A 26,877-nucleotide genomic window follows, 5' to 3' on the forward strand; every position below is an offset into this window, starting at 1 on the left:
GTTATTTATTATCAATAGCGGCTTTCACAAAGCTCACGAAAAGTGGGTTCGGATTAACTACCGTACTGTTGTATTCCGGATGGAACTGAACACCAACGAACCATTTCAACGCAGGAATTTCTACCACTTCCACCAGACCGGTTTCCGGGTTCTCGCCTGCACATTTCATGCCGGCTTCTTCAAACTGTTCGCGATACTGGCTGTTGAATTCGAAACGGTGGCGGTGACGTTCCTGGATGTGTTCTTTTCCATAAGCCTCATAGGCTTTGGAACCTTTCTTCAAGATACAGTCGTAAGCTCCCAGACGCATAGAACCTCCCATATTGGTAATGTTCTTCTGTTCTTCCATCAAGTCGATCACCTTAAACGGCGTATTCGGCTCCATCTCGGTCGAATTGGCATCCGTCATACCCAAAACGTCGCGGGCAAATTCAATCACCATACATTGCATACCCAGACAGATACCAAGGCAAGGCACATCGTTTTCGCGGGCATATTTCAAGGCTGCGAACTTTCCTTCGATACCGCGCTGTCCGAATCCCGGAGCAATCAGGATACCATCCATGTCCTTCAACTGTTCAGCCGCATTGGCTTCAGTCAGTTTTTCCGAATGGAACAAATGAAGATCCAGTTTGCGGTCGTTGTAGATAGCTGCTTGCAACAATGATTCGTCGATTGACTTATAAGCATCCTGTAATTCCACATATTTACCAACCAGACCGATCTTAACTGTTTCGGTAGCATCTGTCTTTTTCTTCAGGAACTCTTTCCAAGGTTTCATTTCCGGAGTCGGTCCTACTTCCAATCCCATCTTTTTCAGGATAGTTACATCCATGTTCTGACGCTGCAATACCAACGGAACTTCGTAAATAGTAGGAACGTCGACCGACTGCACTACAGCGTCGGCGTCTACGTTACAGAACAAAGCAACCTTGCGGGTAATATCATTACTCAGCAAATGTTCGGTTCTCAAGACCAGTACATCCGGCTGGATACCCAGTTCCTGCAACTGTTTTACAGAATGCTGTGTAGGTTTCGTTTTAAATTCTTTCGCAGCTGCGATATAAGGTACATAAGTAAGATGTACACATATACAATTCTTACCTAATTCCCATTTCAGCTGGCGAACGCTTTCGATGAAAGGCAGCGATTCGATATCGCCTACTGTTCCACCGATTTCCGTGATCACAAAGTCAAACTTGTACTTCGATCCCAGCAGCTTCACATTTCTCTTGATCTCGTCGGTGATATGAGGAACAACCTGCACAGTCTTGCCCAGATAATCGCCCTTGCGTTCCTTATTTATCACACTCTGATAAATACGACCTGTCGTAATATTGTTCGAGCGTGTAGTCGGAACATTCAGGAAACGTTCATAATGTCCCAGGTCCAGGTCCGCTTCATGTCCGTCTACGGTTACATAACATTCACCGTGCTCATAAGGGTTCAATGTACCCGGATCGATATTAATGTAGGGGTCAAACTTTTGGATAGTAACCTTGTAGCCTCTCGCCTGAAGGAGTTTACCCAATGATGCAGCAATAATTCCCTTTCCTAAAGAAGAGACTACGCCGCCCGTAACGAAGATGTACTTTGTATCTGCCACGATAGTAATATTTTAATTGTCTTTAATTGCTCACTCGCATTTCAAAACTGCAAAGTTAGTCATTTTCATTCAGACAGCAAGTGTCTCGGATATTTTTTCAAAACACATTCATCCGCGTTCCGGTTTCCCTATTAGTTCAGATTGTTATATGATGTGAAAGATTAGTAGATTTCATACTTTTTATCTAATTTCGCACCGTAGATACTTATAGATTGTAAATAAAAAGGAATTATGGTTATCAAGAGATACTTCATTCTATTTTCTATACTTTCATTATTGGCAAACCTGGCAAATGCACAGGAAGTGACAACTATTACCGGAACCAATCTTAAAGATACAGTACAGAGCAATGCGGCTGATACTATCCCTATGATTGAAATCGAAGATCCGGACCTGGATAATATCATAAGCCTGCGGGCACAATTCGAGAAACAAAACCAGTCATATTCTGCACCGGTCACACCGAATGAAAATCTGCTTCGCTTCCTGAAAAAAGACGAAGTGGAATTGTCGGACGAAGCCATGTACTGGGCACGTCTGGTGCGCGATGCTTCCACTATATTCGACGCGAATATGACATTCCAGGATACAGTTATAGCAGACCCATTGTTTTTACCGCTCATATTCAAAGGGAAACTCCTTCCGAAAGATCTTTCCTTCTACGATGAAGATGCATGGAAAAATAAAATCGATATCCCGCAACCTTTTATTCAGGACACCATATTTAAAGAAGAGGTGTTCAGACAGCAGTTCCGCGAGAAAGCACAAAGAAATATAGAAGCTAATCATCCTGAATATTTCCGTTATTCAATGAGGGATCTACCTCAGGACAAAGTAGTTGCCAAAGTGATCAGAAAGCCGACTTATCAACCGGACCTGATCAAGGTAGAAAGCGAAGCAGACTTCAGTGACGTGGATGCACCGGTAAAATTCATTCCCGAAAGACGTTACTGGACGTCACATTTCGAAAGTTCTTTACAGTTTGCTCAGAATTACATCTCTCCAAACTGGCATAAAGGGGGTGTAAGTACGCTGAACCTGACCAACCGCGAACTGTTTACATATAATTATAATAAGGATAAGATAAAGTTCGACAATTCACTGGAAATAAAGAACAACCTGTATACCGCTCCCAAAGATACTTTGCGCGATTACAAAGTCGGAGATGACGTGTTCCGTATCTACAGCAACTTTGGTTATAAGGCATTCAACAAATGGTACTACACACTGGATCTGGACTTCAAAACCCAGCTTTTCAGCAGTTATGCCGAAAACCAGAACGTTAAACTGGCCGGACTGCTCTCCCCTTTCAGTATTAACTTCGGTCTTGGTATGAAATACGACCTGGATAAAACGTTCGCGTCGTCCAAACACAAAAAAGTAACGTTAAGTGCCAACCTTGCACCGTTATCTTATACGTACGTTCGTACATTAGATAAAGACATCGACCTGGGCCGGCATTTCCAGAAGAGAGACGGAGAAGAAGAGTTTCCTTACAAACAAAGCCTGTTCGGTTCTACCGTCAACGCAACTATGACATTCCAGTTCAGCAGGAATATCATCTGGTATTCGCGTTTCTATTACATGACAGATTATAAACGTATCCAAGGAGAGTTCGAAAACCGTCTGAATATGGCAATAAGTCGATTCTTCTCGACTATCATCTCGCTGAACTTACGTTATGATGATGGTATCTCCAAGCATGAAGACTTCGACAGCTACTTACAGATTAACGAGTTGTTGAGCTTTGGCTTTAATTACAAATGGTAAGCTGAACACGATTATTTCTGTAATAAACTTTGTTAATCGTGACATAATATCCAAATAATCCTTACTTTTGCCCCTGATTTTGCAATGTCGAGATTACAAACATGAGTGAAAGTATCAGTCACAACGGAATAATAGAGAAGATCGATGGCAATGCGGTCTTTGTCAGGATCATTCAACAATCGGCCTGCTCCGGTTGCCACGCACAAAGCATGTGCAGCGCATCTGAAAAGAAGGAAAAGATCATTGAAGTGAACGACAATAACCCCGGTAGATTCCATGTGAACGAAAAAGTAACCCTATGCGGCCAGAGTTCGCTCGGCCTGCAAGCGGTTTTTCTGGCTTTTGTACTTCCTCTGATTGTTGTAGTTGCGGCGATTGTAGCAGGAAGCTGTTTGCAATGGGACGAAACAACCAGCGGGTTAACCGGTCTATTACTACTAGTTCCCTACTACAGTATATTATACTTTTTACGCGAGAAACTGAAAAGAAAATTTATATTTACCTTGAAAAAACTTAATTGATCAAATATCATGATTTTAATTGCCGTTATTTCATTAGGAGCCATTGGAGCCATCGGCGCAGTATTCCTCTACGCTGCCTCCAAGAAGTTTGAAGTATACGAAGATCCTCGTATCGCAGAGGTCCAGGAGGCATTGCCCGGAGCCAACTGCGGAGGTTGCGGTTATCCCGGTTGCGGCGGTTTTGCGGCAGCCTGTGTAAAGGCCGATTCACTGGAAGGACTGCTTTGTCCGGTCGGTGGCGCCGAAACAATGGGTAAGGTCGCATCCATCCTCGGTATGGAAGCTGCTACTGCCGAACCAATGGTAGCAGTTGTCCGTTGCAACGGAACCTGCCAGGCCCGTCCGCGCACCAACCAGTATGATGGCGTAAAAAGCTGTGCCATAGCATCCTCTTTGTACGGAGGCGAAACGAACTGTACGTTCGGTTGCTTGGGTTACGGCGACTGCGAAAGTGCCTGTACCTTCGACGCCATCCACATCAATCTAACGACCGGACTGCCGGAAGTGGACGAGGACAAATGTACTTCATGCGGAGCCTGCGTCAAAGCTTGTCCGAAAAACATTATCGAACTGCGCAAAAAGGGACCGAAATCACGCCGTATCTTCGTCAGCTGTGTAAACAAAGACAAAGGAGCTGCTGCCCGTAAAGCATGTGCGAACGCTTGTATCGGTTGTGGTAAATGTGTGAAAGAATGTCCGTTCGAAGCAATCACGCTCGAAAACAACGTGGCTTATATCGACTACCGCAAATGCCGCCTGTGCCGTAAATGCGTAGCTGTATGTCCGACCGGAGCAATTCACGAATTGAACTTCCCGCCCCGTAAAGAAGCCGCCCCTGCTGTGGACGCCGACAAAGTAAAGCCAGTAACGCCAAAAGCTGCACCGGCCCCTAAAGCCGAAGCAACGACAAAAGTCGAAGTTGCACCGGCGACAGCGCCTGAAACAAGAACAAAAGAAGAAACAACTCAAAAATAAAAATCTAATAGTATGCTAAGGACATTTCGAATCGGAGGTATACATCCACCCGAAAATAAATTGTCTGCCGGGAAGAAAATCACCGGACTGGCTATACCCAAGCAGGTTATTATACCGCTGAGCCAGCATATCGGGGCTCCTGCCCAGGCTGTGGTAAAGAAGGGTGATACAGTTAAAGTAGGTACACTTCTCGCCAAAGCCGGAGGTTTTGTATCGGCGAATATCCACTCGTCGGTATCCGGTAAAGTAAACAAGATAGATAACGCTCTCGACGCAAGCGGATACAAACGTCCCGCTATCTATATTGATGTGGAAGGTGACGAATGGGAAGAGTCGATCGACCGCAGCGAAACGCTCGTGAAAGAGTGTCCGCTTCCTTCCAAAGAAATCGTAGACAAGATCGCTGCAGCCGGTATCGTCGGTCTGGGTGGTGCGACATTCCCCACACAGGTCAAACTGATGCCACCTCCCGGAAGCAAAGCCGAGATCATCATTATCAACGCTGTAGAATGTGAGCCGTATCTGACTTCCGACCATTCGTTGATGATGGAGAAGGCAGAGCAGATTCTGGTCGGCGTTACGCTGTTGATGAAAGCTGTAAATGTAACAAAAGCTGTGATCGGTATCGAAAACAACAAGCCCGACGCCATCGCTCATCTGAGTAAACTAGCTACAGCCTATAAAGGTATCGAGATTATGCCGCTGAAAGTACAATATCCGCAAGGAGGTGAAAAGCAATTAATCGACGCTGTGATTCGCCGTCAGGTGAAGAGCGGTGCACTGCCTATTTCCGCCGGAGCTGTAGTACAAAATGTAGGAACGGCTTTTGCAGTGTATGAAGCGGTAATGAAAAACAAACCTTTGTTTGAACGCGTCGTTACCGTGACAGGTAAAGCGGTAGCCAATCCTTCCAACTTCCTGGTCCGTATGGGTACACCAATCAGTGCACTGATTGAAGCAGCCGGTGGCATTCCTGAAAATACAGGAAAGATAATCGGTGGTGGCCCGATGATGGGAAAAGCCCTGATTGCTCCGGAAGTACCGGTAACGAAAGGTAGTTCAGGCGTATTGCTCCTGACGAAAGAAGAGTCTGTCCGCAAACCGATGCGCGACTGTATCCGCTGTGCCAAATGTGTCAGCGTTTGTCCGATGGGCCTCAACCCTACCCTGCTGATGAATGCAACAGAATTTGCAGAATGGGATTTGGCCGAGAAGAATTATATCACCGACTGTATCGAGTGCGGTTCTTGTAGTTATACCTGCCCGGCCAACCGTCCGTTACTGGATTATATCCGTTCGGGTAAAGGAAAGGTAATGGGTATCATACGGGCACGAAAGTCATAAAAACAGAGCAATATGGAAAATAATTTAATAGTATCTCCTTCGCCCCATATCCACGGCGGCGATAGCATAAGCAAAAATATGTATGGTGTACTGATTGCCCTTGTTCCGGCTTTCCTGGTATCCCTCTACTACTTTGGACTGGGTGCGCTGATCGTTACTGCAACATCGGTCGTAGCCTGCGTCCTCTTTGAATATCTGATCCAGAAGTTCCTGATGAAAAAGGAACCGACCGTATGTGACGGTTCGGCTATCCTGACCGGTGTACTGCTGGCATTCAACCTGCCGTCGAACCTGCCTGTATGGATCATCCTGATCGGTGCATTGGCGGCAATCGGTATCGGCAAGATGTCGTTTGGCGGACTGGGTAACAATATCTTTAACCCGGCATTGGTCGGACGTGTATTCCTGCTGATCTCTTTCCCGGCACAGATGACGATGTGGCCGGAAGTCGGGCAGCTGACAGCCTACACCGACGCAACCACCGGTGCAACTGTTTTATCACTGATGAATGAAGGAGCACTCGACAAGTTACCTACCCTGGTAGATATGTTGTTAGGTAAAATGGGTGGTAGCCTCGGTGAAGTAAGTGCACTGGCATTGTTGCTGGGACTTGTCTTTATGTTATGGAAAAAGATTATTACCTGGCAGATTCCGGTTTCTATCCTGCTGACCGTATTTGTATTCACTGGTATTATGCACCTGGTTAATCCGGTACAATACGCAAGTCCGTTCGTTCACCTGCTGTCGGGAGGTCTGATGCTGGGAGCCATCTTTATGGCAACCGACTATGTGACTTCGCCCATGAGCAAGAACGGTATGCTGGTCTACGGTGTCGGTATCGGTATTCTAACCACCGTTATCCGTCTGTTTGGTTCTTATCCGGAAGGTATGTCGTTTGCTATTCTTATTATGAATGCATTTACCCCGCTGATCAACAGTTATATCAAACCTAAACATTTTGGAGGGAAATAAGCATGGCAAAACTAAAATCAACATTACCCAATATGCTCTTGTCGCTTACCATCATCTGTTTGGTTGCGGGAGCGATATTAGCCGGAGTAAATATGTACACCACCGGCCCGATAGCAGCCTCTAAAGCTGCAGCGCTGGAAGCTGCTATCAAAGCTGTAACACCTGAATTCGACAACAAACCGTCGGAGGATGCTTATATGGCAGTTACGGCCGACGGCGATTCCCTGAAAATCTATCCGGCTTCCAAAGGCGGAGAGTTCGTAGGTGCAGCTGTCGAAAGTAATACAAAGAAAGGATTCAGCGGCGAGATCAAAGTAATCGTCGGATTCGATAAGGAAGGCAAGTTATTGAATTATTCCGTATTACAACATGCAGAAACTCCCGGCTTGGGAGCTAAGATGCAGGAATGGTTCAGTACGGACAAGAATAAACAAAGCGTGCTGGGGCGCAGCCTCTCCGCCGGACCATTAAAAGTAACTAAAGACGGTGGCGACGTGGATGCTATCACAGCAGCAACCATCACCAGCCGTGCATTTCTGGATGCGGTGAACCGTGCTTACAGCGCATTCGCCGGAACTGACGGAGTAACCGGTGCAACAACCGCTAACACTAACGAGGGAGGAAACGACAATGAGTAATATGAAAGTATTGATGAACGGTATCATCAAAGAGAACCCGACATTTGTCTTGTTGCTGGGTATGTGTCCAACTCTGGGAACAACATCTTCAGCACTGAACGGTATGAGTATGGGACTGGCCACCATGTTCGTTTTGATCTGTTCCAATATGGTTATTTCAGCCTTGAAGAACCTGATCCCCGACATGGTACGTATTCCGGCCTTTATTGTCGTAATCGCTACATTCGTAACCGTCGTGCAGATGTGTATGGAAGCATTCGTTCCGACTCTTTACGCCAGCCTGGGATTGTTCATCCCGTTGATCGTTGTAAACTGTATTGTGTTGGGACGTGCGGAAGCATTTGCCGCTAAAAACGGAGTGATCCCTTCCGCATTCGACGGATTAGGTATGGGACTCGGCTTTACGCTGGCACTTACCTTGCTGGGAGCAACCCGCGAACTGTTGGGAACAGGTAAACTGTTCGGCCTGACACTGATGCCCGAACAATATGGTTCGCTGATCTTTGTATTGGCACCAGGAGCCTTCATCGCGCTGGGTTACCTGATTGCTATTGTTAATAAATTGCGTAAAGCCTGATATTAAAAAACGAAAGATATGGAATATATACTAATATTTATCGCAGCCGTATTCGTCAACAACGTAGTGTTGGCGCAGTTCCTGGGTATCTGTCCGTTCCTGGGCGTATCGAAGAAGGTGGAAACGGCAGCCGGTATGGGTGCAGCAGTAACATTCGTGTTGACGATCGCAACCATCGTTACTTTCCTGGTGCAGAAATATATCCTGGATAAGTTCGGATTGGGCTTTATGCAGACCATCAGCTTTATCCTGATCATCGCCGCACTGGTTCAGATGGTCGAGATCATACTGAAAAAGGTTTCTCCGGCTCTTTACCAGGCACTTGGCGTGTTCCTTCCGTTGATTACCACCAACTGCTGTATCCTGGGTGTCGCCATCCTCGTAATACAAAAAGAATATAATTTATTGGAATCTGTTGTATATGCAATATCAACAGCTATTGGATTTGCGCTAGCTTTAGTTATCTTTGCAGGGATAAGAGAACAGTTGGCTTTGACACGTGTTCCCGAAGGTATGAAAGGTACCCCTATTGCGCTGATAACAGCCGGTTTGCTGGCAATGGCGTTTATGGGATTCTCCGGAATCGTATAATTAATCTAAATAGAGACTAGCATGAAAAAGAAAATCTTAGTAGCAGGTGGAACCGGATATATTGGCTCACACACTACAGTTGAGTTGCAGAATGCAGGTTATGATGTAGTTATCATCGACGACCTGTCAAACTCCAATATTGAAGTGTTGGATGGCATTGAAAAGATCACAGGTATCCGTCCTGAATTCATCAAACTGGATTTAAAAGATAAAGAAGGAACCCGCGAAGCACTGAAGGCTCATCCGGGTATCAATGGTATCATCCTTTTCGCAGCAAGCAAAGCTGTTGGCGAATCGGTTCAGCAGCCACTGAAGTACTACCGTAACAATGTTGTTACGCTGGTAAACCTGCTGGAACTGATGCCGGAATTTAATATCGAAGGAATCGTATTCTCTTCTTCCTGTACCGTTTACGGACAGCCTGATCCCGAAAACCTGCCTGTAACAGAAGATGCCCCGATCAAACCGGCAACATCTCCTTATGGCAACACCAAACAGATCAACGAAGAGATCATCCGCGATACTATTCACGCAAACGCTCCGTTCAAGAGCATTATCCTGCGTTACTTCAACCCGATCGGTGCTCACCCGAGTGCAGAAATCGGCGAATTGCCTAACGGCGTTCCCCAGAACCTGATCCCGTATCTGACACAGACTGCAATCGGTATCCGCAAGGAACTGAGCGTATTCGGTGACGACTATGATACACCTGACGGCTCTTGTATCCGCGACTATATCAATGTAGTCGACCTGGCAAAAGCACACGTAATCGCTATGGACCGTATGCTGGGTGGTAAAACAGAAGAGAATGTTGAATATTTCAACCTGGGAACCGGTAATGGTGTAACAGTGTTGGAACTGATCAATACATTCGAAAAAGCTACCGGTGTAAAAGTTCCTCACAAAATCGTAGGCCGCCGCGAAGGTGATATCGAAAAAGTTTGGGCTAACCCGGAACGTGCCAACAAAGTATTGGGCTGGACTGCTAAAGAAACGTTGTCCGACACTTTGGCTTCTGCCTGGAAATGGCAGGAAAAACTGCGCGAACGCGGTATCCAATAAAAGAAAAGTCTTTTTAAATAAGCATGCCGGAAGATTCTCCAGAGATTTCTTCCGGCATTTTTCTTGCCCCCCTGCATGTAACCGGTACTTATCAATGAAACGTTGACTGAGCTTCAAAACCAACATCAGACATCAAAACAGACTCGTTGGAGGACTGGATTCGTCAATTAGCAGAAAAAAACATACATTCCTATTGAATTATAACGCTTTTTCCATCTCCATACATATTTTTTATCTACTTTTGGGGATTCCTTTCGTAACAGACAGATGATTTGTTATATAAATGGTGATAAAAAACATGACAAGCGAATATAAAGAGAAGTTACAAGCGTACGGAGTTAACCTGGACAGTGCATTAAACCGTTTCATGGATAATGAACAGTTTTATGAAAGAATACTTTCCAAATTCCCTATGGATGAAAACTTCATCCTGATGGAAAGAAGCCTCAATGAGAATAACATTTCCCTGGCTTTCAGATATGCCCATACATTAAAAGGACTGGTGGCTACGCTTGACCTGACAAATATATCGGACATATTGATCCCGATGACAGAAAAACTCAGAACCGGAGATACTGAAGGTATGCAAGACCTGTTTGATCAGCTGAAAGTACAGTACAAACTAATCTGCGACCTGATTACCGAACACAAAGCAAGATAATAAACAAACTGCATGAATAAGAGGCTTAAATCAAATGAATCATTGGCTAACTACCAATATCTCATGGATACTATCTGGACTATCTATCTGGAAGATGGAAGTGTCGAAATACAAAAAGACTCCATGATTCCGGAGTTGGAAAATACGAAACATGATTACGTCATTCTCAATAACACGATAAAGAATGATGTCTATCTGCCTGACCATACTCTATGGGACGAAACGGTTTCGCTTGAAGCCTTCCGTAAAATGATAGCCGAAGGATGTTTCCACAAAAAATTCGACATGCGTTTCTGTAACGACCATTTCGGTTTTGAATGGCACGAAGCCTTTATAGATATCTTGACTAACAAAGAAGGCATACCCGACAGGGTTGTCTTCTCCAGCCACAATGTTAATGATTTCAGGAAATCACAAATCATTGAAACAGCCGTGAAAGCTGAATACGACTATGTGATTTATATCGAAGCCTCTAAAAACAGTTATGTCATGTACACTTCCGGTACGGAAAGCGAAACTCCTCCCCCGGTAGCCAGCAGCAACTATGAAGCGGTAGTTGCAGAGTACAACCGGCAATATATGGAGCCGGAGTTTTGCGACACAATGACCGAGAAGATGAGTATCGCCCACGTCGATCCGATACTGCGACAACATGGAGAGTATATTTTATACGGTACCATGATAGAAAACGGTGAAAACCGTGAAAAGAAAATACGGTTCAGCAACTTCGACAGGGAACAAAACATCTGGTTGATGACCAGGACCGATATAACTGAAATCAAGGAAGAGAGAAAACAGAAGCTATTGTTGCAGGAAGCCCCACAGAGCGCAACAGCCGCCAACCGTGCCAAGTCAGACTTCCTGTCACGAATGAGCCATGACGTACGTACTCCCATAAATGCAATCGTGGGCATGACGGCAATAGCCGGCCTTCATATGAACGACCAGAACCGCATAGCCGACTGCCTGAAGAAAATAACCATATCTTCCAAACTCCTGCTCAACCTGATAAACGAAGTATTGGATATGTCGAAGCTCGAAAGCGGTAAGATCATGCTGACGGAAGAGACATTCAAACTCGACGAACTGCTGGAAAGTTTATTCATCATGGTGCAGTCGGCCTTTGAAGCAAAAAAGCAAAAGTTAGTAATACACAGCAAAGTAAAGCACGAATGCCTGATCGGTGACGTACAACGCATACAACAGGCACTGTTGAATATGCTGACAAATGCAATCAAATATACCCCTGACAAAGGACTAATACAAATTTCAGTCGAGGAGAAACCTTCCGTTTATAACGGTTACGGGCAATTTGAAATAGCCGTCACGGACAATGGCATAGGAATGAAACCTGAATTCTTAAGCAAAGTATTCGAGCCGTTCGAACGGTCGGACGATAAAGCCATCCGCAATATCCAGGGGACTGGACTCGGTATGGCAATCAGTCGTCATATCGCTCAGATGATGAACGGGGATATCCTGGTAGAAAGCGAATATGGAAAAGGTTCCAAATTCACCATGAGATTCCATGTCAAACTGGGAGGCATGGATGAATACGACAACAATCTATTAATAGACCTGCCGGTATTAGTTGTGGATGATGATGATGTATCCTGCGAAATAGCCTATGAAAACCTGCAAGAATTAGGAATGAAACCGGAATGGGTTCTTTCCGGTCAGGATGCGGTACAGAAAGTAAACGAAGGAAACAATTATTTTGCAATCATCATAGACTTGATGATGCCCAATATGAATGGCATTGAAACAACCTACAAAATACGGGAATGCGTAGGACCGGATATTCCTATTATCATCATTTCGGCTTACGACTATTCCGGCTACGAAATCGAAGCCCTGAAAGCAGGAGTCAACGGTTTCATCTGTAAGCCTATCATGAAGTCCAAACTGTTTCACCTGATGAAAAAGTTTGCCACAAACAAAAAAGAGGAAGAACAGGCAACTGTCGTACCATCTATCGTCTCCTCTTTTCCGGACAAACGGATACTCGTTGTGGAAGACAACGACCTGAACCGTGAGATCGCTTATGAGTTGCTACAGGAAACCGGTGCTGAAATTGAAACAGCCAGCGACGGACTGGAAGCAGTCAACAAGGTTTCCGCTTCCCCCGAAGGATATTACGATTTCATAATCATGGATATACAAATGCCTGTCATGGACGGTCTTGAAGCCACTCGGCAAATCCGTCTTCTCAACCGGCAAGACATCAAGGACTTACCGATCGTAGCCATGTCGGCCAATGCTTTTGCCGAAGACGTACGGCTAAGCCTGGAAGCCGGGATGAACGAACATATCGCCAAACCCATAGAAATAGACAGGCTTTACAGTGTTATGGGAAAGTGGTTCCGTTGAATACCCCCAACCGGTTTATTTCAACAGTGCATCGATAGCTTCACGCCAATCTTCCCCGTTTTGGGGTTGGTAGGTGATGAAGCCCAGTGTGCGTCCTACTTCAATATTGCTTTTACCATCATCCACAAAGAGCGTCTCTGCCGGAATCAGTCCGCTGTCTTTGATCATATAGTCAAAGATCCGCCGGTCGGGCTTAGTTACGCCAACTTCATACGAGGTGTACATTTTATCAAAATAGGCACCGATCGGACGACCTGCCGAAGTAAACTCGTTTGTCCTTGCCCACCCTTCCTGGATGATGGGATTGGTATTGCTCAACAGATAAACATTGTAGCGCTCGCGAAGTTTCAACACATAATCGAGCTTATATTGAGGCGTATCAACGATAAATCCCAGCCAACCGGATTTTATATCTTCATACGTCAGGTCTTTCCCCGTATGCTCCCGAAGCTTTTGGCAAAACTCGTCAGCACTGATCGTACCGTTTTCCACTTCCAGAAAGATCCCTTTCTGCTCATAAGGATCCAGCAACTGTTCCGCATCCTCCACTCCGATCTCTTTAAAGCGACGAACTGCCTGATCATGGTCCAGGTCTATAAAAACTCCTCCTAAATCAAATACAATGTTTTTAATCTTTGCCATAATTATCTCTTTTTACATCTATCTTTATCTCTACTTCCTGACAAAGATAAGCATAATAAGTGTAAAGCAACAACTATTCGAATACCTGCAACTGTTTTTGTCAAAGACACTTAGTACCCGAGTGTAAATCGCTCCTGATGATGTTTTTCCTGTTCCAGTTCATCAATCATGGCAACAGCGAAATCTTCTACGGAGATGTTGCTATCCCCACTTTCATCGACAATCAGTTCATCTTTTCCCAGACGGAACTTTCCGGTACGCTCTCCCGGTGCCATATTAGCCGCAGGACTCAGGAAAACCCAATCCACCGACTTTTCCGGCAACAACAAATCGGTATAAACCTTTGCCATCCCCCGTATTCCCGGTAAAAGTTTCTTGGGAACGTCCGGTTCATCCATCAGCTGACGACCGGGAGCCACCAACAAACTGCCTGCTCCGCCAACCATCAGGAAACGATGCACACCGGAGTTGCGAACGGCACAAAGGATAGAGCCATAGCCTTCCAGTGTCTCTTCATAAATATTGGGATTCGACCAGCCCGGATTGAAAGCACTGATCACCGCATCCGACTTAGCCAGTTCGCGGGATAAAAAGTCCGTATCGGTCACATTCCCTCCCACTACTTTCAGATGCGGATGGATTAAAGTCAGTTTCGACGGATCTCTGACGATGGCTTTTACCTGATGCCCCCTGCCTAATGCTTCTTTCAGAATAGCGGACCCGACATAGCCGGTCGCGCCTATGATAACTATTTTCTTCATGACTGTATGTTGTTTGATTACTTTCTATAGAACAACATCAGGTAGCCATCTTGTTTTGGAAAAGCGAATTTACTTTTGAAATACTTTCGTCGATTTAATCATAACATCCTGGATAGGCCGGTCATTCTTGTCTGTTTTCACCAGCGACATTTTCTCTACGATATCGAAACCGTCCACCACTTCTCCGAAGATCGTCACGGAACTATCCAGATGGGGCACTCCGCCAACCGTCTTATATACTTCGCGATGTTCGGCGGGAATAACATACGGGCCCAGGTCGGCCAATGTATCCTCCACCATAACCAAAGCACGGTTTGTCAGTTCCGTTTCCAAAGAGTCGGCAGCCAGTGCCGGATCTTCTTTCTTCAACTGATCCAGGAATTTATAATATAACCAGTTACGGCGAATCTGGTTGATCCGTACCTCTTTCTCATCCAGTTCAGCATCAGTATGTTTCTTTCCCTGCACGAAACAAAACTGGGTTCCGGCCGATGCACGTTCGGGATTTACATCATCACTTTCCTTGGCATCGATCAGAGCACCTCGTTTATTGAAATGGTTGGGAAGTATCTCGGCCGGAACGGTATAACCACCATCACCGTCTCCATACAAAACACCCGGTTCATGAGCTTTGCTGGTCGGATCACCACCTTGCACTACAAAATCTTTAATGATACGGTGAAATAGCATCCCCTCATATTCACCCGACCGGCACAACCGGATGAAGTTATCACGATGCAAGGGAGTGTCATCATACAACAGGACAGTAACATCTCCCATAGTCGTTTTCACTGTCACATAAACGGGTTTCGAAGGGTCCAGCGGTTTATCGCCACAAGAGACCAAAGTAAAAAAGAAGAAGCAAAAGAGTAAATAGTCGTTGTTTCATAACACCTTGTTTTTATTTATTTGTTCATTATTGACAGATATGCAAGTATCCTTTCCGCCCTGCTGTATACGGTCTCTTATAATTCGTTTCCTTACTACCTTTTTATCCCAAATCTATTACTTCATTTCACCCGAATACAGACTTTTTGTTGCCGGGATGCCCATCTCATCCTGTTTTACACCCCCATCTTAACGATGCCTACATCCGGGTGTAGAGGGGGTAGAGACCCGGGTGTAGAGCAACTCTTATTATTATCTTGCTGAACTTTAGCTATATAGTCACTAAAAACAGCATACTGTCTATACTACTTTTTAAGCAGGGTATGATAGATGAATGATAGATAAGTGATAGTTGAAAACCCCTACTATCACAATATAACAATCATAGTTACAACATCTTATATCAGAAAGTGATAGTATGATAGTTAATTTCAAAAAATCATTTATACACCAGCATCTGACACCGCTTACAATCGAACTGCAATCTTAGCCGGGTATCCTTATATAAAAGATAATAAGGTTCCTTATAAGGTGACTTCTCCTTCTGATACGTCGGGCACCAGCCCATGCTATACCGCAGGCAATGCTTCGTAAACATCAACGGAACGTCTTTTTCCGGCTTCAACTCAAAGGCTTCAGCAACTGTCTCTACCCCATGCGCCTTATAAAAAGCTTCCGCCCGGCTGTTAGAGACATTCCCCAGATAAGTCAACTGGCGTTCCGGAAAAGGAACCTCTTTCGCAGGTTCAACCTTACGCGAGAGTTCACGCTGGTAACGGATCATACGGTCTGACTGCAACTTCTCTACAGCCTTGCGACGCATATCCGCCAGAAGAGACGACGGAACGAACCAGTTTTCCCCCATTCCTATATGTACTTCCGAAGCTTCAAACGGCGTGTTCCCCAACTTGGCAAGTTGCGTCCGGATATTGTCGGCCTGGTCACGGCGTGCCAGTTCCTTATCGAACGGCTCGGTCAGCATCACACGTGCTCCCGTTTCATCTTCCATAACCAATGTAAAACCGAAAGGATTATCCAGGAATTCAATCCTTACAGCCAGCTTACGTTCGGCAGAAGGTTTCGCCAACTGCTTTTCAAAAACCTGGTCAAAGTTACGATACAAAGGCGTCTTAGGCTTTATATCCGGCATATCCAACGGAAAGACACGGTTCGCCTCTACCCTGTTGACACGAAACCCTTCCAACTCACCGCGACTATTGAAAAATACCAAGCCATCCCCATTATTCAGTTGCTTCACTCCAGCGATGGTAAACGAATTGCCTTTCAGTTCCTTGACGGTTCCGACAGGTTCACCCAATGATTTCGGAGTATTGAAAGCTGTTATATCTTTTGTACGTTCATGCAGGAAGAAAGGAGTAAATCCCCGGTTGAAACTTTTCTCGGCTACCGGCTCAAACTCATAGGTACTTTTTCCTGCTGAGGCACGGATATATTCGGGTCGGCGCGTCAATATAGCATCCAGTTTCTTCCGGTAATAAGCCGTTATATTCTTTACATAAGTGACATCTTTCAAGCGCCCTTCTATTTTAAAAGAAGAAGCACCCGCATCCAGCAGGGCTTCCAGTTGGTCGGAACGGTTCATATCCTTGAGTGATAACAAATGTTTGTTATGAACGATCTCCGTCCCATTCGCATCCACCATCGAATAAGGCAACCGGCAATATTGCGCACACTCTCCTCTGTTAGCGCTCCGCCCGCTCAAAGCCGCACTCAGATAGCACTGCCCGCTGTAACTCACACATAATGCGCCATGTACGAAAACCTCCAGCGGGACAGAAACCTGTTCCGATATGCAGCGAATCTCATTCAACGACAATTCACGTGCCAGAACCACCTGTGTAAAACCGGCTGCCTCCAGGAACTTCACCTTTTCAGGCGTACGGTTATCCGTTTGTGTGCTGGCATGCAGCGGGATAGGTGGCAGATTCAGGCAAGTGATCCCCATGTCCTGTACAATCAGAGCATCGGCTCCTGCCTGATAGAGTTGCCGGATCAGTTGCTCCGCTTCCGGCAATTCTTCTTCCCGCAGAATGGTATTTAAAGCCACATAGATACGGGCATTATATAAATGAGCATATTCACAAAGAGCACGAATATCCTCCAACGTATTTCCGGCAGCGGCACGGGCCCCAAACTTCGGCGCACCGATATACACGGCATCAGCCCCATGATTAATGGCTTCAATACCACAGTTCAGATCTTTAGCCGGCGATAGTAATTCTATGCGGCGGGGTTTTATTGGCATATTGTTATTTCAGATTTATCAAAAAAGTACAACTCACAAAACAAATTCGCGCATTGCCTCCGGTTGCCAGCCACGGTAAACAGCGGCTAGCAGGCGTAAGCGAGTGTTACCGATGCTACTGAGTATCTTCTCGTCAGCGGCGTAACGGCGCAATTGGTTTTCGGCTTCCTGCAATAAGGCTTCCACATCGGTTGTCGTATCATCCCGTTTCAGGAATTTCAACTCTACCAGATAGGAATATTGCATATCCGGATAGTTTGCCAGGTTGGGCATCAGGTAAAGATCGGAGAAACCACGGCCCGCTTCAAACTCAGGCCAGATAATAAAGTAATCCGTCAACCCCATATAAGCAACCATCAGTGTTTTAATGGTCGACTCCTGATAGATCGCATCACGAAGAACCGCTTTCTTATCAACCTGACGGGCGAAAAAGTCCAAAGCAGCTTCCCATTCCCCGAAATAAGCCATACGACGCATCCGGTCGGACAAGTCCATAAAAGGGAAAACAACCGACTCGCGTTCTTTCATCGCTTCCACCAGATAACTGTAAATCTGTTCGCGGACGGCCAGATTGGGTACTTTCATGATCGTTTCGCCATATTCCATCCGGTCGTAAGTCAGCAAACCAAAATAGTATAGCAGTGAAATAAAGTTACCCGGATCGGCCAGGTTCTCTGCTGGAAAACTGTCTTTTATCACATTTCCGTTCACTTCGCCGGTATCGATCAACTTTGTAATGACCGAACAACCTTCTTCCTGCATCCTGTCGATACGGATAAAGTAGCGCAATTTGCTGTAATCCGTCCGGATATTACGGTCGACCATTTCGGAAGGCGGACGTTTCCTCTGCAAATAGTTATTCAGGAAATAGAGCACCATATCCGAATTATACATCGTTTGCCCGATACATTCTTTAGCAAAACAGTAATTATCGTACCAGGGTTTCATCATCCGGACAATATCATCGATAGAATCGGCCAGCATGCCTTCCGACTGGTAATAAGATAACATCTCATGCAGTTCCGATTCGCTGAAACCGACCATCGAATTAAACTGTTCATCTGTCGTTATATTCGTCCCGATATTGAAACCACTCGTCACGTCATCCAACGTAACAGGCGACACACCGGTAATGAACATTCGTTTCACAGGGGCTTCCGCTCCGGTGGTAACACCTTTTACCACATTAAAGAATGAACGATAGAAACCAGAATCGTGCGTCAAAGAATGATACACATCATTTCCTTTAGAGGATAATATCGTATTGGTAAAATTATCGTATTCGTCGATCAGCAAGTAGATAGACAGCCCTTGTTCTTTGGCACACAGGCAAATATATTCCAAACGTCCGGCAGCCTCCGGAATCAATTTTAGCTGTTCCTGGAAATCAGGTTTAAAATAAGAAGCATATACGCTGGCAAAATACGCTGTTTCCAGACTGATATGCCGGTTGAAGGCAGCTTCCAGTTTATCGTCCGTAGCCCTTACCATGCTGAAATTAAAACGTAAAACCAGGTATTTACCCTGTTCAGCAGTCGGATGCTTGCCGATGTATTGATTACCGAACAGTTCCTCAAAACGGTCGGCATATTTCACATCGTAATAGCAGTTAAGCATATTCAGGAACAACGATTTCCCGAAACGGCGCGGACGGATCAGAAACAGGAAAGCCGCTGTCTTTTCCAGATCTTCAATATATTCCGTCTTATCCACATAGTAATAATCTTCTGTAACAATACGAAGATAATCCGTCAATCCGTAAGGTATTTTCTTTGCCATATATACTCTTTATTTAATCGTTTCGTCAGCTCCTTTCGGTAGCGATATTTACAAACTCCCCAAATTCTTTATATCCTTAATATTGAACGGAGTTGCCTGGTAAACGTAATAGTTCAGCCAGTTTGTAAACAACAGGTTCGCATGGCCGCGCCAACGGACTACAGGGCCCTGGGCCGGGTCGTTGTTGCGGTAATAGTTGTGGGGAACGGAAATAGGAAGGCCTTTATTCAGGTCGCGGATATATTCATCGCTTAACGTATAAGGCGAATATTCGGAATGGCCTGTAATATAAAACTCACGGCCGCCGCGCGACATCGCCATATAAACGCCCGACTCCTCACTCTCCGAAAGAAGCGTCAATTCCGGTACCTTCCGGATATCTTCGCGGCGTATTTCCGTATGACGGCTGTGAGGCACATAAAACTCATCATCGAACCCGCGGAATATTGGCAAATAAGGCTCACGCAACGTATGCCGGAAAACACCGAACATCTTTGCCGGCAAATCATATTTAGGCACACCATAGAAATGATACAATCCCGCCTGCGCCGCCCAACAGATATATAACGTAGAGGTTACATGCGTACGCGCCCATTCGAAGATCGTCGTCACCTCTTCCCAGTAACTGACTTCTTCAAAAGGCATCTGTTCTACCGGAGCACCGGTAATGATCATTCCGTCGTAATAATCTTTCTCTATATCGTCGAAGTCTTTATAAAACTCCTGCATATGTTCGATCGGAGTATTCTTTGGGGTATGGCCCTTTATCTTCATAAAGTCCAGCTCCACCTGCAAAGGGGTATTACTCAACAGACGGATCAGGTCTGTCTCTGTCGTGATCTTCAACGGCATCAGGTTCAGTACCACCACACGCAGCGGACGGATATCCTGGGATGATGCACGCAAGGAATCCATCACAAAGATGTGTTCCTTTTTAAGGAGTTCGATAGCGGGTAAATTCTTTTGTAAATTTAATGGCATGGCAATTCCTCTCTTTATTGTTTTTAGGAATACAAAGATAGAAATAAGTTAGCAGTTAACGTTTTTCCTACTGAAAAAAGTACCTATAGGCTCTTTAGTAAATAGCCCATAGGTACGCAAATATATCAGAGTATTTCTATCTAACTACTGTATTTCTATCTAACTACTGTATTTCTTCTGAGGCTGATGTATATCCTCCTCCCAGCGCTTTATACAGATAAACGACCGACAGCAGTTCATCCTGTACCGCCTTATTCAAACTGATCTGGGCATCCAGATAACCACGCTGGGCATCCAATACATCTATATAATTGGTTACACCATTGATATACTGCAATTCCGCCAACTTTAAATATTTCCTCGAGGCTGCTTCCAGTTTTTCCTGCGAGCGACGAATATCTTTCGCCATATGGATCGTAACAATTGCATCGTTCACCTCCTTGAAAGCACCGATCACGCTTTTCTGGTAACTGTACACCTCCTGCTCATAACGGGCTTTGGACGCTTTCAGCTTTGCCTTGTTCTTCCCCATTGCGAAAAGAGGCTGAAGCAGATCCCCTGCCAGGAACCATGCCGGACTTTTCAACAGGTCGCCCAACTCTTCACTCTCGAGACCGAAATTACCGGTCAGGCTGATCTTCGGAAACAGATCGGTATAGGCTACTCCTACTTTTGCATTCGCTTCGCGCAACTTCAACTCGGCCTGACGCATATCCGGACGGCGTTCCAACAGAGCCGAGGGCAATCCTACCGGCAAAGCATCCGGCAAATGTTGCTGGTCGAGAGACAGGCCGCGGGGGATATATCCCGGATATTCGCCTAACAACAGGGACAGGTCATTTTCCTTGATCTTTACCTGGCGCTCCAAGGAAGGGACAAGCGTCTCGGTACGGGCAAGCTCCACCAAAGCCTGGTTATAAGAAGTCTCGGAAGTCAGACCACCATCATAGCGGAGTTTAGCCAGGCGAACCCCTTCACGACGGGCTTCCAATGTCTGGCGGACTATAGCCAACTGACGGTCGAGAGCACACAGTTGATAATAAGCGGCCGCCACTTCGGCAACCAGTGTCAACTGTAATCCCCGGCGGGCCTCTACCGATTGCAGGTAGGCAGCAACGCCGGCTTCGTTTGCCCAACGGAGGTTACCCCACAAATCCAACTCCCACGAAAGGGTCAGCTTCGCCCCGTATTCTGGATCGGGTTTAGGATTATCGCCTCCATAATTCAACCGTTCTTTCTGGCTGTAAATACGTGCGCCTATTTCCGGAAACTGGTCGGCAAATGTGATACGTTTGGCAGCGATCATTTCCTTGATCTTGGCGGCTGCTATCTTCATATCTTTATTATTTTCCAGGGCAGTCGTAATAAGCCGTTGCAAAGTGGTATCGGCATACAGGCTTTCCCAGGGAATATTATCCACGGAAAGACTGTCGGCACCGGCCTCCAGTTCAGCCGGAAGGTTCAACTCCGGACGGGCATATTTCTCTCCTAGCTTACAAGAAGAAAAAGAGAAGGTAATAGCCGACGCAGCAACCATAAAAAAGAACACCTTCTTTTTAGGTATTATCCGCGCAACACGATCCATCCGCAGCGTTCGTTTAATCTTATAAATCAGAACAAAGAAGAACGGTACCAATACAATACCTACCGTAATGGCAACCAACATACCAAAGAACACACCTGTACCGATGCTATGGCGTGAGGCTGATCCCGGCCCGCTAGCCAACACCATCGGAAGCATACCCAATACGAATGCCAAAGAGGTCATCAGGATCGGACGGAAACGCATCCGCGCCGCATGGATAGCAGCCTGAACAACGTCTACTCCGGTATCGACCTGTACTTTGGCAAATTCGACGATCAGGATCGCATTCTTCGCCGCCAATCCGATCAGCGTGACAAGCCCGATCTGGAAATAGACATCGTTATGTAACCCGGTAGCCCAAATTCCCAGATAAGCACCCAAAGCGGCAACCGGCAAAGATAAGATAACAGCGATCGGAACGATCCAACTTTCATACTGTGCAGCCAGGAACAAGAACACAAAAAGAAATACGAGTGCAAGCACCATGCCTGTCTGTCCGCCGGCCTTCTTTTCCTGATAAGACAGACCGCTCCATTCCAAACCTATATTATCGGGTAGATGTTCGCGTGTAATCCGTTGCATGGCAGCCATGGCTTCACCGGAACTATAGCCGGGGGCAGCCACTGCACTGATGGCAGCTGTCGAGAACATATTGAACTTCTTGATCGTACCCGGTCCGGTCGTATAGCTCGTCGTACCCAAAGCGGTTAACGGAACCATCGAACCGTTTTGTGCACGGACAAAGAACAGTCCAATATTATCACGAGTGGCGCGATAAGGGGCTTCTGCCTGGATATATACCTTATATATACGGTTGAACATATTGAAGTCATTCACGTAGACGGAGCCCAAATAGGCTTTCATCGTCGAGAAGATATCCGTCAGAGGAATACCCAGGAACTTTGCCCGGTCACGGTCTACGTCAAAGTATAGCTGTGGAATCTCCGGTTGCAGGGCGGAAGATACGCCGGTCAGTTCGGGAGCTTTCGACGCATATAGCATAAATGTATCGGTTGCGCTTACCAGATTTTCCCAACTGGCTTCACCGCGGGCTTCCAACTGCATTTCCAAACCTCCGCTTTCTCCCAGACCGGGTATTACCGGCGGACGATTCAGATAAGCGAGTATCTCCGGATAATATTCAAATTCTTTACGGGCCACAGCCATCACATCTTCAACACCCATGCCGGAAGATTTACGTTCTTCCCAGGGTTTCAGAATAACGGTAAGCGTGGAGCGGCTTTGCGAAGTTCCCACACGGGTACTGCTTCCCGTCACGTTCTGGACGTAAGCGACAGCCGGTTGTTTTTCCAGAAATTCTATCGCTCTGTCGGTTACTTTACGGGTACGCTCCAATGTCGCACCTTCGGGCATAACTAATTCCACCGTAAAAAATCCCTGGTCTTCTTCCGGGATAAAACTGGTAGGAATAATCCGGTTCAGTACAAAGATAAAAACAAGTACCATACCGAATCCGGCCAGGATTCTTTTGGGATTAGTGATCGCACGGGTCAGCAAATGGATATATTTATTATTTCCTTTATGCAGCCATATATTGATCTTGCGGAAGACGAAATTTTTCTTTCCGACAGTCGGACGTAATATCAAAGCACACATCGCCGGGCTTAATGTCAAAGCAACGACAGTCGACAACAATACGGAAACCACTATCGTAATAGAGAACTGACGGTATAATGCTCCGGTAATTCCACTCAGAAAACTCACCGGAACGAATACGGCTGCCAATACCATCGATGTTGCGATCAAAGCTCCCGATAATTCGCGCATCGCTTTATGGGTGGCTTCGCGGGCTGTAAGCCGTTCTTCATGCATAATACGTTCCACATTCTCCACTACGACAATCGCATCGTCGACCACAATACCAATCGCCAGGATCAGTCCGAGCAAGGTCAGCATATTCAGGGAGAATCCCATGATAAGCATAAATCCGAATGTCCCGATCAATGATATGGGAACAGCGATAGTCGGGATTAAAGCGGCACGCCAGTTCTGTAATGACAGGAATACAACCAGTATAACCAGGAACAAAGCCTCAAACAAGGTTTTATAAACTTCGTGGATAGACTGTGATATATATTCAGTCATATCAAAGGGAAACTTATATTCCAGTCCTTCCGGGAAGTTCTGGCTGATCTCTTTCATAGCTTCTTTTACATTGGTTGCCACTTCCAGAGCATTGGCACCCGGTAGCATATAAATACCCAGGATAGCCGCATTCTTTCCGTTTATTCCACTTTCCGTAGAATAGGAAGAGGCTTCCAAAGATATTCTCGCAACATCGCGCAAACGGACAATCGATCCGTCAGGATTGGCACGGACAACGATATCTTCAAATTCTTTTACCGTAGACAGACGTCCGCGGGCAGTGATCGGCAAAGTGATATCCACGTCGATAACCGGCTGTTTACCCAATTCTCCGGCAGCGGATTCACTGTTCTGTTCTTTCAGGGCAGCCTGGATATCTTTTACCGTCAGTCCCATATTTGCCAGGCGATCCGGATATACCCATATCTGCATACCATAGTAACGGCTACCGATATTGGAGACACGTCCCACACCCGGAATACGGCGAAGTACGTCGAGCACATTGATCGTAGCGAAGTTACTCAGATAGATTTCATCAAAACGCGGGTCATCCGAACTCAGGCTTAACGTCATCAACTGGCTGGCCGATTGTTTTTCCACGGTGATACCATTCTGAACAACATCGGAAGGCAGGCGCGATTCAGCCAGCTTCACACGGTTCTGTATTTCAACAGCAGCAAGGTCAGCATCGGCAGAAACATCAAAAGTGACTGTTATAGTCAAACCTCCGGAGTTCGTACTGCTGCTCTGCATATAGATCATACCCGGAGTACCATTCAGTTCCTGTTCGATTGGTGTTGCAACAGCCTGCGACACCGTCAAGGCACTGGCTCCCGGATAAGAGGCGCTGATCTTCACAACCGGAGGCGTGATCTGAGGATACTGGTCCACCGGTAACATCATCAATCCTATAACCCCGACAATAACGATCAATAAAGATAGTACGGTCGAGAATACGGGACGGTCTATAAAGAATCCCGGCTTCATTCTCCTGCCTCCTCTCTATATGCTTCGATGGCTTTGTCATCCCCTGCCTGAACCGGACGAACCAGCATACCAGGAACTAATTTATGATAGCCTTCGATAACTACTGCTTCATTTTCTCCCAGACCGCGTTCAATAACAATGTTATTTCCAATTTCAGGTCCTGTTTGCACGAAACGTTTTTCCGCTACATTATCACGCCGGATAATATAGATGAAGACACCGCCTTGTTCTATGGAAATAGCCTTTCGGGGAACAACGATTGACCGTTCACGTACATCCAATAATAGTTTTACGCGGGTAAACTGTCCGGGAAGTAATTTCTGATTCGGATTAGCCAATTCTGCACGTACACCGAATGTTCCTGTTTGAGGATCTACAATCGGATCAGCAAAGTCGACTACACCTTTGACCGGATATTCGGAATTATCGGCTAGTGTCACGGTTACAGTCGGCTGCCAGGAACGGGTCGTATCCTGCTCACCGAACTTAATGTTACGGCGTTCGGCACGCAGATAATCCAATGCGGTCATTTTGAAGTCGACCAATACCGTATCACTTTTTACCACGGCCGCTAATTTGGAGTTGACACCGGGACCAACCAGGGCGCCGACATCGACAAAACGCTCACTGATATATCCGGCAATCGGTGAAGTGACCGTTGTATAACCCAGCTCCAGTTGTGCCTGGTCCAGGTCAGCTCTGCTCATTGCGATATTAGCTTCCGAATCATCCAGGGAAGCTAATGCGTTATCAAGATCCAACTGGCTGGCCGCATGCTGTTCGTACAACGGCTGTAAACGCTCTACATCTCTTTTGGCTTTTGCCGCCTGAGCTTCGTTCTTTTTTAACTGTGCTTTCGCTTTCTCTACGCGTGCCTTATAAAGTGCTGAATTTATAATAAACAAAGGTTCATTTTGTTTCACCTGTTTACCTTCTACAAACAGCATCCTTTCCAGATAACCTTCTACGCGTGCATGTATCTCTACATAACTTGCGGCACGAATACGGCCTACATATTCACCAAAAATTTGTACATCTTCTTTCTGAGGCTTGTCAACTATGACAAGGGGACGCAACGGCTCTTCTTTTTTTCGACATCCTGTTGCCAACATTAAAAGGGCGACTAATACGATACCTCCTTTTACTAATCTTTCTCCTACCATTACTAATATCTATAAATGACATTTAAATTTTCTATTGTTCTATCTCTATATTGTAAGAATGAAATAATCGTACCATTGTTCAATACAATCTGTTAAAAAACGCTATACTCCTAAATATTAACCATATAAATAAACAACCAAATAGAACAACTTCTTTATTAAAAATGGGGTTCGTAGAATTATTCCACAGACAAATGCTACATAATCCACAAAACAAATATAAACCAAATACAAATAATGTATTTATGAATAGTCAGAGTCATCTGCTATAAACGCAAAAAGGAACCAACCTTACGATTGATTCCTTTCATTTGTTTGGAGTCTGTGACTCTAAAACGGCGGCTATCTACTCTCCCACTTTTACGCAGTACCATCGACGTGATTGGGCTTAACTTCTCTGTTCGGAATGGGAAGAGGTGGATCCCCAACGCTATAACCACCTTAATACCTTTAAGATGTTTGACCTGGACAACGCTACTCTTTCAGTAACCTTCGCTTTGCTAGTATAGATACTAACACTGCTGATATATCAATCCTTCCTCTCGGAAATAGAAAGTCTCGGGCTATTAGTACTACTCGGCTTCGACATTACTGCCCTTACACCTGTAGCCTATCTACGTCGTAGTCTACAA

General features: G+C 45.7%; 20 protein-coding genes and 2 rRNA genes. 11 read left to right on the plus strand and 11 right to left on the minus strand.

Going from position 1 to position 26,877, the window contains the following annotated elements; translation table 11 throughout:
• Position 1 precedes the first annotated feature (1 nt).
• On the minus strand, positions 2-1,606 hold the full coding sequence (gene pyrG, locus NBH15_RS23145) for a CTP synthase (RefSeq protein WP_128135248.1): 1,605 nt from the start codon (positions 1,604-1,606) through the stop codon (positions 2-4).
• A gap of 231 nt (positions 1,607-1,837) precedes the next feature.
• Here pyrG and NBH15_RS23150 point away from each other — a divergent pair, with 231 nt between their 5' ends.
• The 11 genes from NBH15_RS23150 to NBH15_RS23200 all read left to right on the plus strand — a co-directional run bounded on the left by NBH15_RS23150 (position 1,838) and on the right by NBH15_RS23200 (position 13,087).
• Positions 1,838-3,376, plus strand: a complete 1,539-nt coding sequence (locus NBH15_RS23150; RefSeq protein ID WP_250823651.1) for a DUF3078 domain-containing protein — start codon at positions 1,838-1,840, stop codon at positions 3,374-3,376.
• 101 nt (positions 3,377-3,477) lie between these two features.
• Positions 3,478-3,897 carry a SoxR reducing system RseC family protein gene (locus tag NBH15_RS23155; protein ID WP_128135250.1) on the plus strand — a complete coding sequence of 140 codons (420 nt, stop codon included), beginning with the start codon at positions 3,478-3,480 and terminating at the stop codon, positions 3,895-3,897.
• A gap of 9 nt (positions 3,898-3,906) precedes the next feature.
• On the plus strand, positions 3,907-4,872 hold the full coding sequence (locus NBH15_RS23160) for a Fe-S cluster domain-containing protein (RefSeq protein WP_250823652.1): 966 nt from the start codon (positions 3,907-3,909) through the stop codon (positions 4,870-4,872).
• Between the two features lie 12 nt (positions 4,873-4,884).
• Entirely contained in the window at positions 4,885-6,216 is a 1,332-nt protein-coding gene (gene rsxC / locus NBH15_RS23165; RefSeq protein ID WP_250823653.1) for an electron transport complex subunit RsxC, read from the plus strand.
• A gap of 12 nt (positions 6,217-6,228) precedes the next feature.
• Positions 6,229-7,188, plus strand: coding sequence for an RnfABCDGE type electron transport complex subunit D (locus tag NBH15_RS23170; protein ID WP_122328723.1), 960 nt, complete (start codon positions 6,229-6,231; stop codon positions 7,186-7,188).
• A 2-nt stretch (positions 7,189-7,190) separates the two neighbouring features.
• On the plus strand, positions 7,191-7,826 hold the full coding sequence (locus NBH15_RS23175) for an RnfABCDGE type electron transport complex subunit G (RefSeq protein WP_128135253.1): 636 nt from the start codon (positions 7,191-7,193) through the stop codon (positions 7,824-7,826).
• Positions 7,819-8,403 carry an RnfABCDGE type electron transport complex subunit E gene (locus tag NBH15_RS23180; protein ID WP_250823654.1) on the plus strand — a complete coding sequence of 195 codons (585 nt, stop codon included), beginning with the start codon at positions 7,819-7,821 and terminating at the stop codon, positions 8,401-8,403. Before NBH15_RS23175 ends, NBH15_RS23180 begins: the two co-directional genes overlap by 8 nt.
• Before the next feature lie 18 nt (positions 8,404-8,421).
• Positions 8,422-8,994: an electron transport complex subunit RsxA gene (rsxA, locus tag NBH15_RS23185; protein ID WP_007657600.1), complete on the plus strand. Its 573-nt coding sequence runs from the start codon at positions 8,422-8,424 to the stop codon at positions 8,992-8,994.
• A 21-nt stretch (positions 8,995-9,015) separates the two neighbouring features.
• On the plus strand, positions 9,016-10,056 hold the full coding sequence (galE, locus tag NBH15_RS23190; protein WP_007657598.1) for a UDP-glucose 4-epimerase GalE: 1,041 nt from the start codon (positions 9,016-9,018) through the stop codon (positions 10,054-10,056).
• A gap of 298 nt (positions 10,057-10,354) precedes the next feature.
• The gene (locus NBH15_RS23195; protein ID WP_128135254.1) at positions 10,355-10,717 is read left to right on the plus strand and encodes an Hpt domain-containing protein; all 363 of its coding nucleotides are present in this window, start codon (positions 10,355-10,357) and stop codon (positions 10,715-10,717) included.
• A gap of 12 nt (positions 10,718-10,729) precedes the next feature.
• On the plus strand, positions 10,730-13,087 hold the full coding sequence (locus NBH15_RS23200) for a hybrid sensor histidine kinase/response regulator (RefSeq protein ID WP_250823655.1): 2,358 nt from the start codon (positions 10,730-10,732) through the stop codon (positions 13,085-13,087).
• 15 nt (positions 13,088-13,102) lie between these two features.
• Here the strand turns inward: NBH15_RS23200 and NBH15_RS23205 are convergent, their stop codons facing one another.
• From NBH15_RS23205 to NBH15_RS23250, 10 genes are all read right to left on the minus strand, one after another.
• Positions 13,103-13,729 (minus strand): HAD family hydrolase, encoded by a 627-nt coding sequence (locus NBH15_RS23205; protein ID WP_250823656.1) that lies wholly within the window; start codon positions 13,727-13,729, stop codon positions 13,103-13,105.
• A gap of 110 nt (positions 13,730-13,839) precedes the next feature.
• Positions 13,840-14,490 carry an NAD(P)-dependent oxidoreductase gene (locus NBH15_RS23210; protein ID WP_250823657.1) on the minus strand — a complete coding sequence of 217 codons (651 nt, stop codon included), beginning with the start codon at positions 14,488-14,490 and terminating at the stop codon, positions 13,840-13,842.
• Positions 14,491-14,559: 69 nt separating this feature from the next.
• Positions 14,560-15,288 (minus strand): peptidylprolyl isomerase, encoded by a 729-nt coding sequence (locus tag NBH15_RS23215; protein ID WP_250823658.1) that lies wholly within the window; start codon positions 15,286-15,288, stop codon positions 14,560-14,562.
• A 529-nt stretch (positions 15,289-15,817) separates the two neighbouring features.
• Positions 15,818-17,644 (minus strand): peptidase U32 family protein, encoded by a 1,827-nt coding sequence (locus NBH15_RS23220; RefSeq protein WP_250823659.1) that lies wholly within the window; start codon positions 17,642-17,644, stop codon positions 15,818-15,820.
• Positions 17,645-17,677: 33 nt separating this feature from the next.
• Positions 17,678-19,423: a PD-(D/E)XK nuclease domain-containing ATP-binding protein gene (locus tag NBH15_RS23225; RefSeq protein ID WP_250823660.1), complete on the minus strand. Its 1,746-nt coding sequence runs from the start codon at positions 19,421-19,423 to the stop codon at positions 17,678-17,680.
• A 48-nt stretch (positions 19,424-19,471) separates the two neighbouring features.
• Complete coding sequence (gene metA, locus NBH15_RS23230) at positions 19,472-20,404, minus strand: homoserine O-acetyltransferase MetA (RefSeq protein WP_250823661.1); 933 nt, start codon at positions 20,402-20,404, stop codon at positions 19,472-19,474.
• A gap of 163 nt (positions 20,405-20,567) precedes the next feature.
• Positions 20,568-25,082 carry a multidrug efflux RND transporter permease subunit gene (locus NBH15_RS23235; protein ID WP_250823662.1) on the minus strand — a complete coding sequence of 1,505 codons (4,515 nt, stop codon included), beginning with the start codon at positions 25,080-25,082 and terminating at the stop codon, positions 20,568-20,570.
• Positions 25,079-26,245: an efflux RND transporter periplasmic adaptor subunit gene (locus NBH15_RS23240; RefSeq protein WP_046146546.1), complete on the minus strand. Its 1,167-nt coding sequence runs from the start codon at positions 26,243-26,245 to the stop codon at positions 25,079-25,081. The genes NBH15_RS23235 and NBH15_RS23240 overlap by 4 nt, the downstream gene beginning before the upstream one ends.
• A gap of 333 nt (positions 26,246-26,578) precedes the next feature.
• Positions 26,579-26,689: ribosomal RNA gene (gene rrf / locus NBH15_RS23245) — 5S ribosomal RNA — on the minus strand.
• Between the two features lie 101 nt (positions 26,690-26,790).
• Positions 26,791-26,877, minus strand: a 23S ribosomal RNA gene (locus NBH15_RS23250); the annotation flags it as partial.

Source organism: Parabacteroides caeci, assembly GCF_023656795.1.
In the GTDB taxonomy this organism is placed as follows: Bacteria; Bacteroidota; Bacteroidia; order Bacteroidales; family Tannerellaceae; genus Parabacteroides; species Parabacteroides segnis.

What these genes read in the sequence shown, in the direction of transcription:
- NBH15_RS23150 (WP_250823651.1), top strand. Translation starts at nt 1,838, where the DNA reads ATGGTTATCAAGAGATACTTCATTCTATTTTCTATACTTTCATTATTG.
- NBH15_RS23155 (WP_128135250.1), top strand. Translation starts at nt 3,478, where the DNA reads ATGAGTGAAAGTATCAGTCACAACGGAATAATAGAGAAGATCGATGGC.
- NBH15_RS23160 (WP_250823652.1), top strand. Translation starts at nt 3,907, where the DNA reads ATGATTTTAATTGCCGTTATTTCATTAGGAGCCATTGGAGCCATCGGC.
- rsxC (WP_250823653.1), top strand. Translation starts at nt 4,885, where the DNA reads ATGCTAAGGACATTTCGAATCGGAGGTATACATCCACCCGAAAATAAA.
- NBH15_RS23170 (WP_122328723.1), top strand. Translation starts at nt 6,229, where the DNA reads ATGGAAAATAATTTAATAGTATCTCCTTCGCCCCATATCCACGGCGGC.
- NBH15_RS23175 (WP_128135253.1), top strand. Translation starts at nt 7,191, where the DNA reads ATGGCAAAACTAAAATCAACATTACCCAATATGCTCTTGTCGCTTACC.
- NBH15_RS23180 (WP_250823654.1), top strand. Translation starts at nt 7,819, where the DNA reads ATGAGTAATATGAAAGTATTGATGAACGGTATCATCAAAGAGAACCCG.
- rsxA (WP_007657600.1), top strand. Translation starts at nt 8,422, where the DNA reads ATGGAATATATACTAATATTTATCGCAGCCGTATTCGTCAACAACGTA.
- galE (WP_007657598.1), top strand. Translation starts at nt 9,016, where the DNA reads ATGAAAAAGAAAATCTTAGTAGCAGGTGGAACCGGATATATTGGCTCA.
- NBH15_RS23195 (WP_128135254.1), top strand. Translation starts at nt 10,355, where the DNA reads ATGACAAGCGAATATAAAGAGAAGTTACAAGCGTACGGAGTTAACCTG.
- NBH15_RS23200 (WP_250823655.1), top strand. Translation starts at nt 10,730, where the DNA reads ATGAATAAGAGGCTTAAATCAAATGAATCATTGGCTAACTACCAATAT.
- NBH15_RS23205 (WP_250823656.1), bottom strand. Translation starts at nt 13,729, where the DNA reads ATGGCAAAGATTAAAAACATTGTATTTGATTTAGGAGGAGTTTTTATA.
- NBH15_RS23210 (WP_250823657.1), bottom strand. Translation starts at nt 14,490, where the DNA reads ATGAAGAAAATAGTTATCATAGGCGCGACCGGCTATGTCGGGTCCGCT.
- NBH15_RS23220 (WP_250823659.1), bottom strand. Translation starts at nt 17,644, where the DNA reads ATGCCAATAAAACCCCGCCGCATAGAATTACTATCGCCGGCTAAAGAT.
- NBH15_RS23225 (WP_250823660.1), bottom strand. Translation starts at nt 19,423, where the DNA reads ATGGCAAAGAAAATACCTTACGGATTGACGGATTATCTTCGTATTGTT.
- metA (WP_250823661.1), bottom strand. Translation starts at nt 20,404, where the DNA reads ATGCCATTAAATTTACAAAAGAATTTACCCGCTATCGAACTCCTTAAA.
- NBH15_RS23235 (WP_250823662.1), bottom strand. Translation starts at nt 25,082, where the DNA reads ATGAAGCCGGGATTCTTTATAGACCGTCCCGTATTCTCGACCGTACTA.
- NBH15_RS23240 (WP_046146546.1), bottom strand. Translation starts at nt 26,245, where the DNA reads ATGGTAGGAGAAAGATTAGTAAAAGGAGGTATCGTATTAGTCGCCCTT.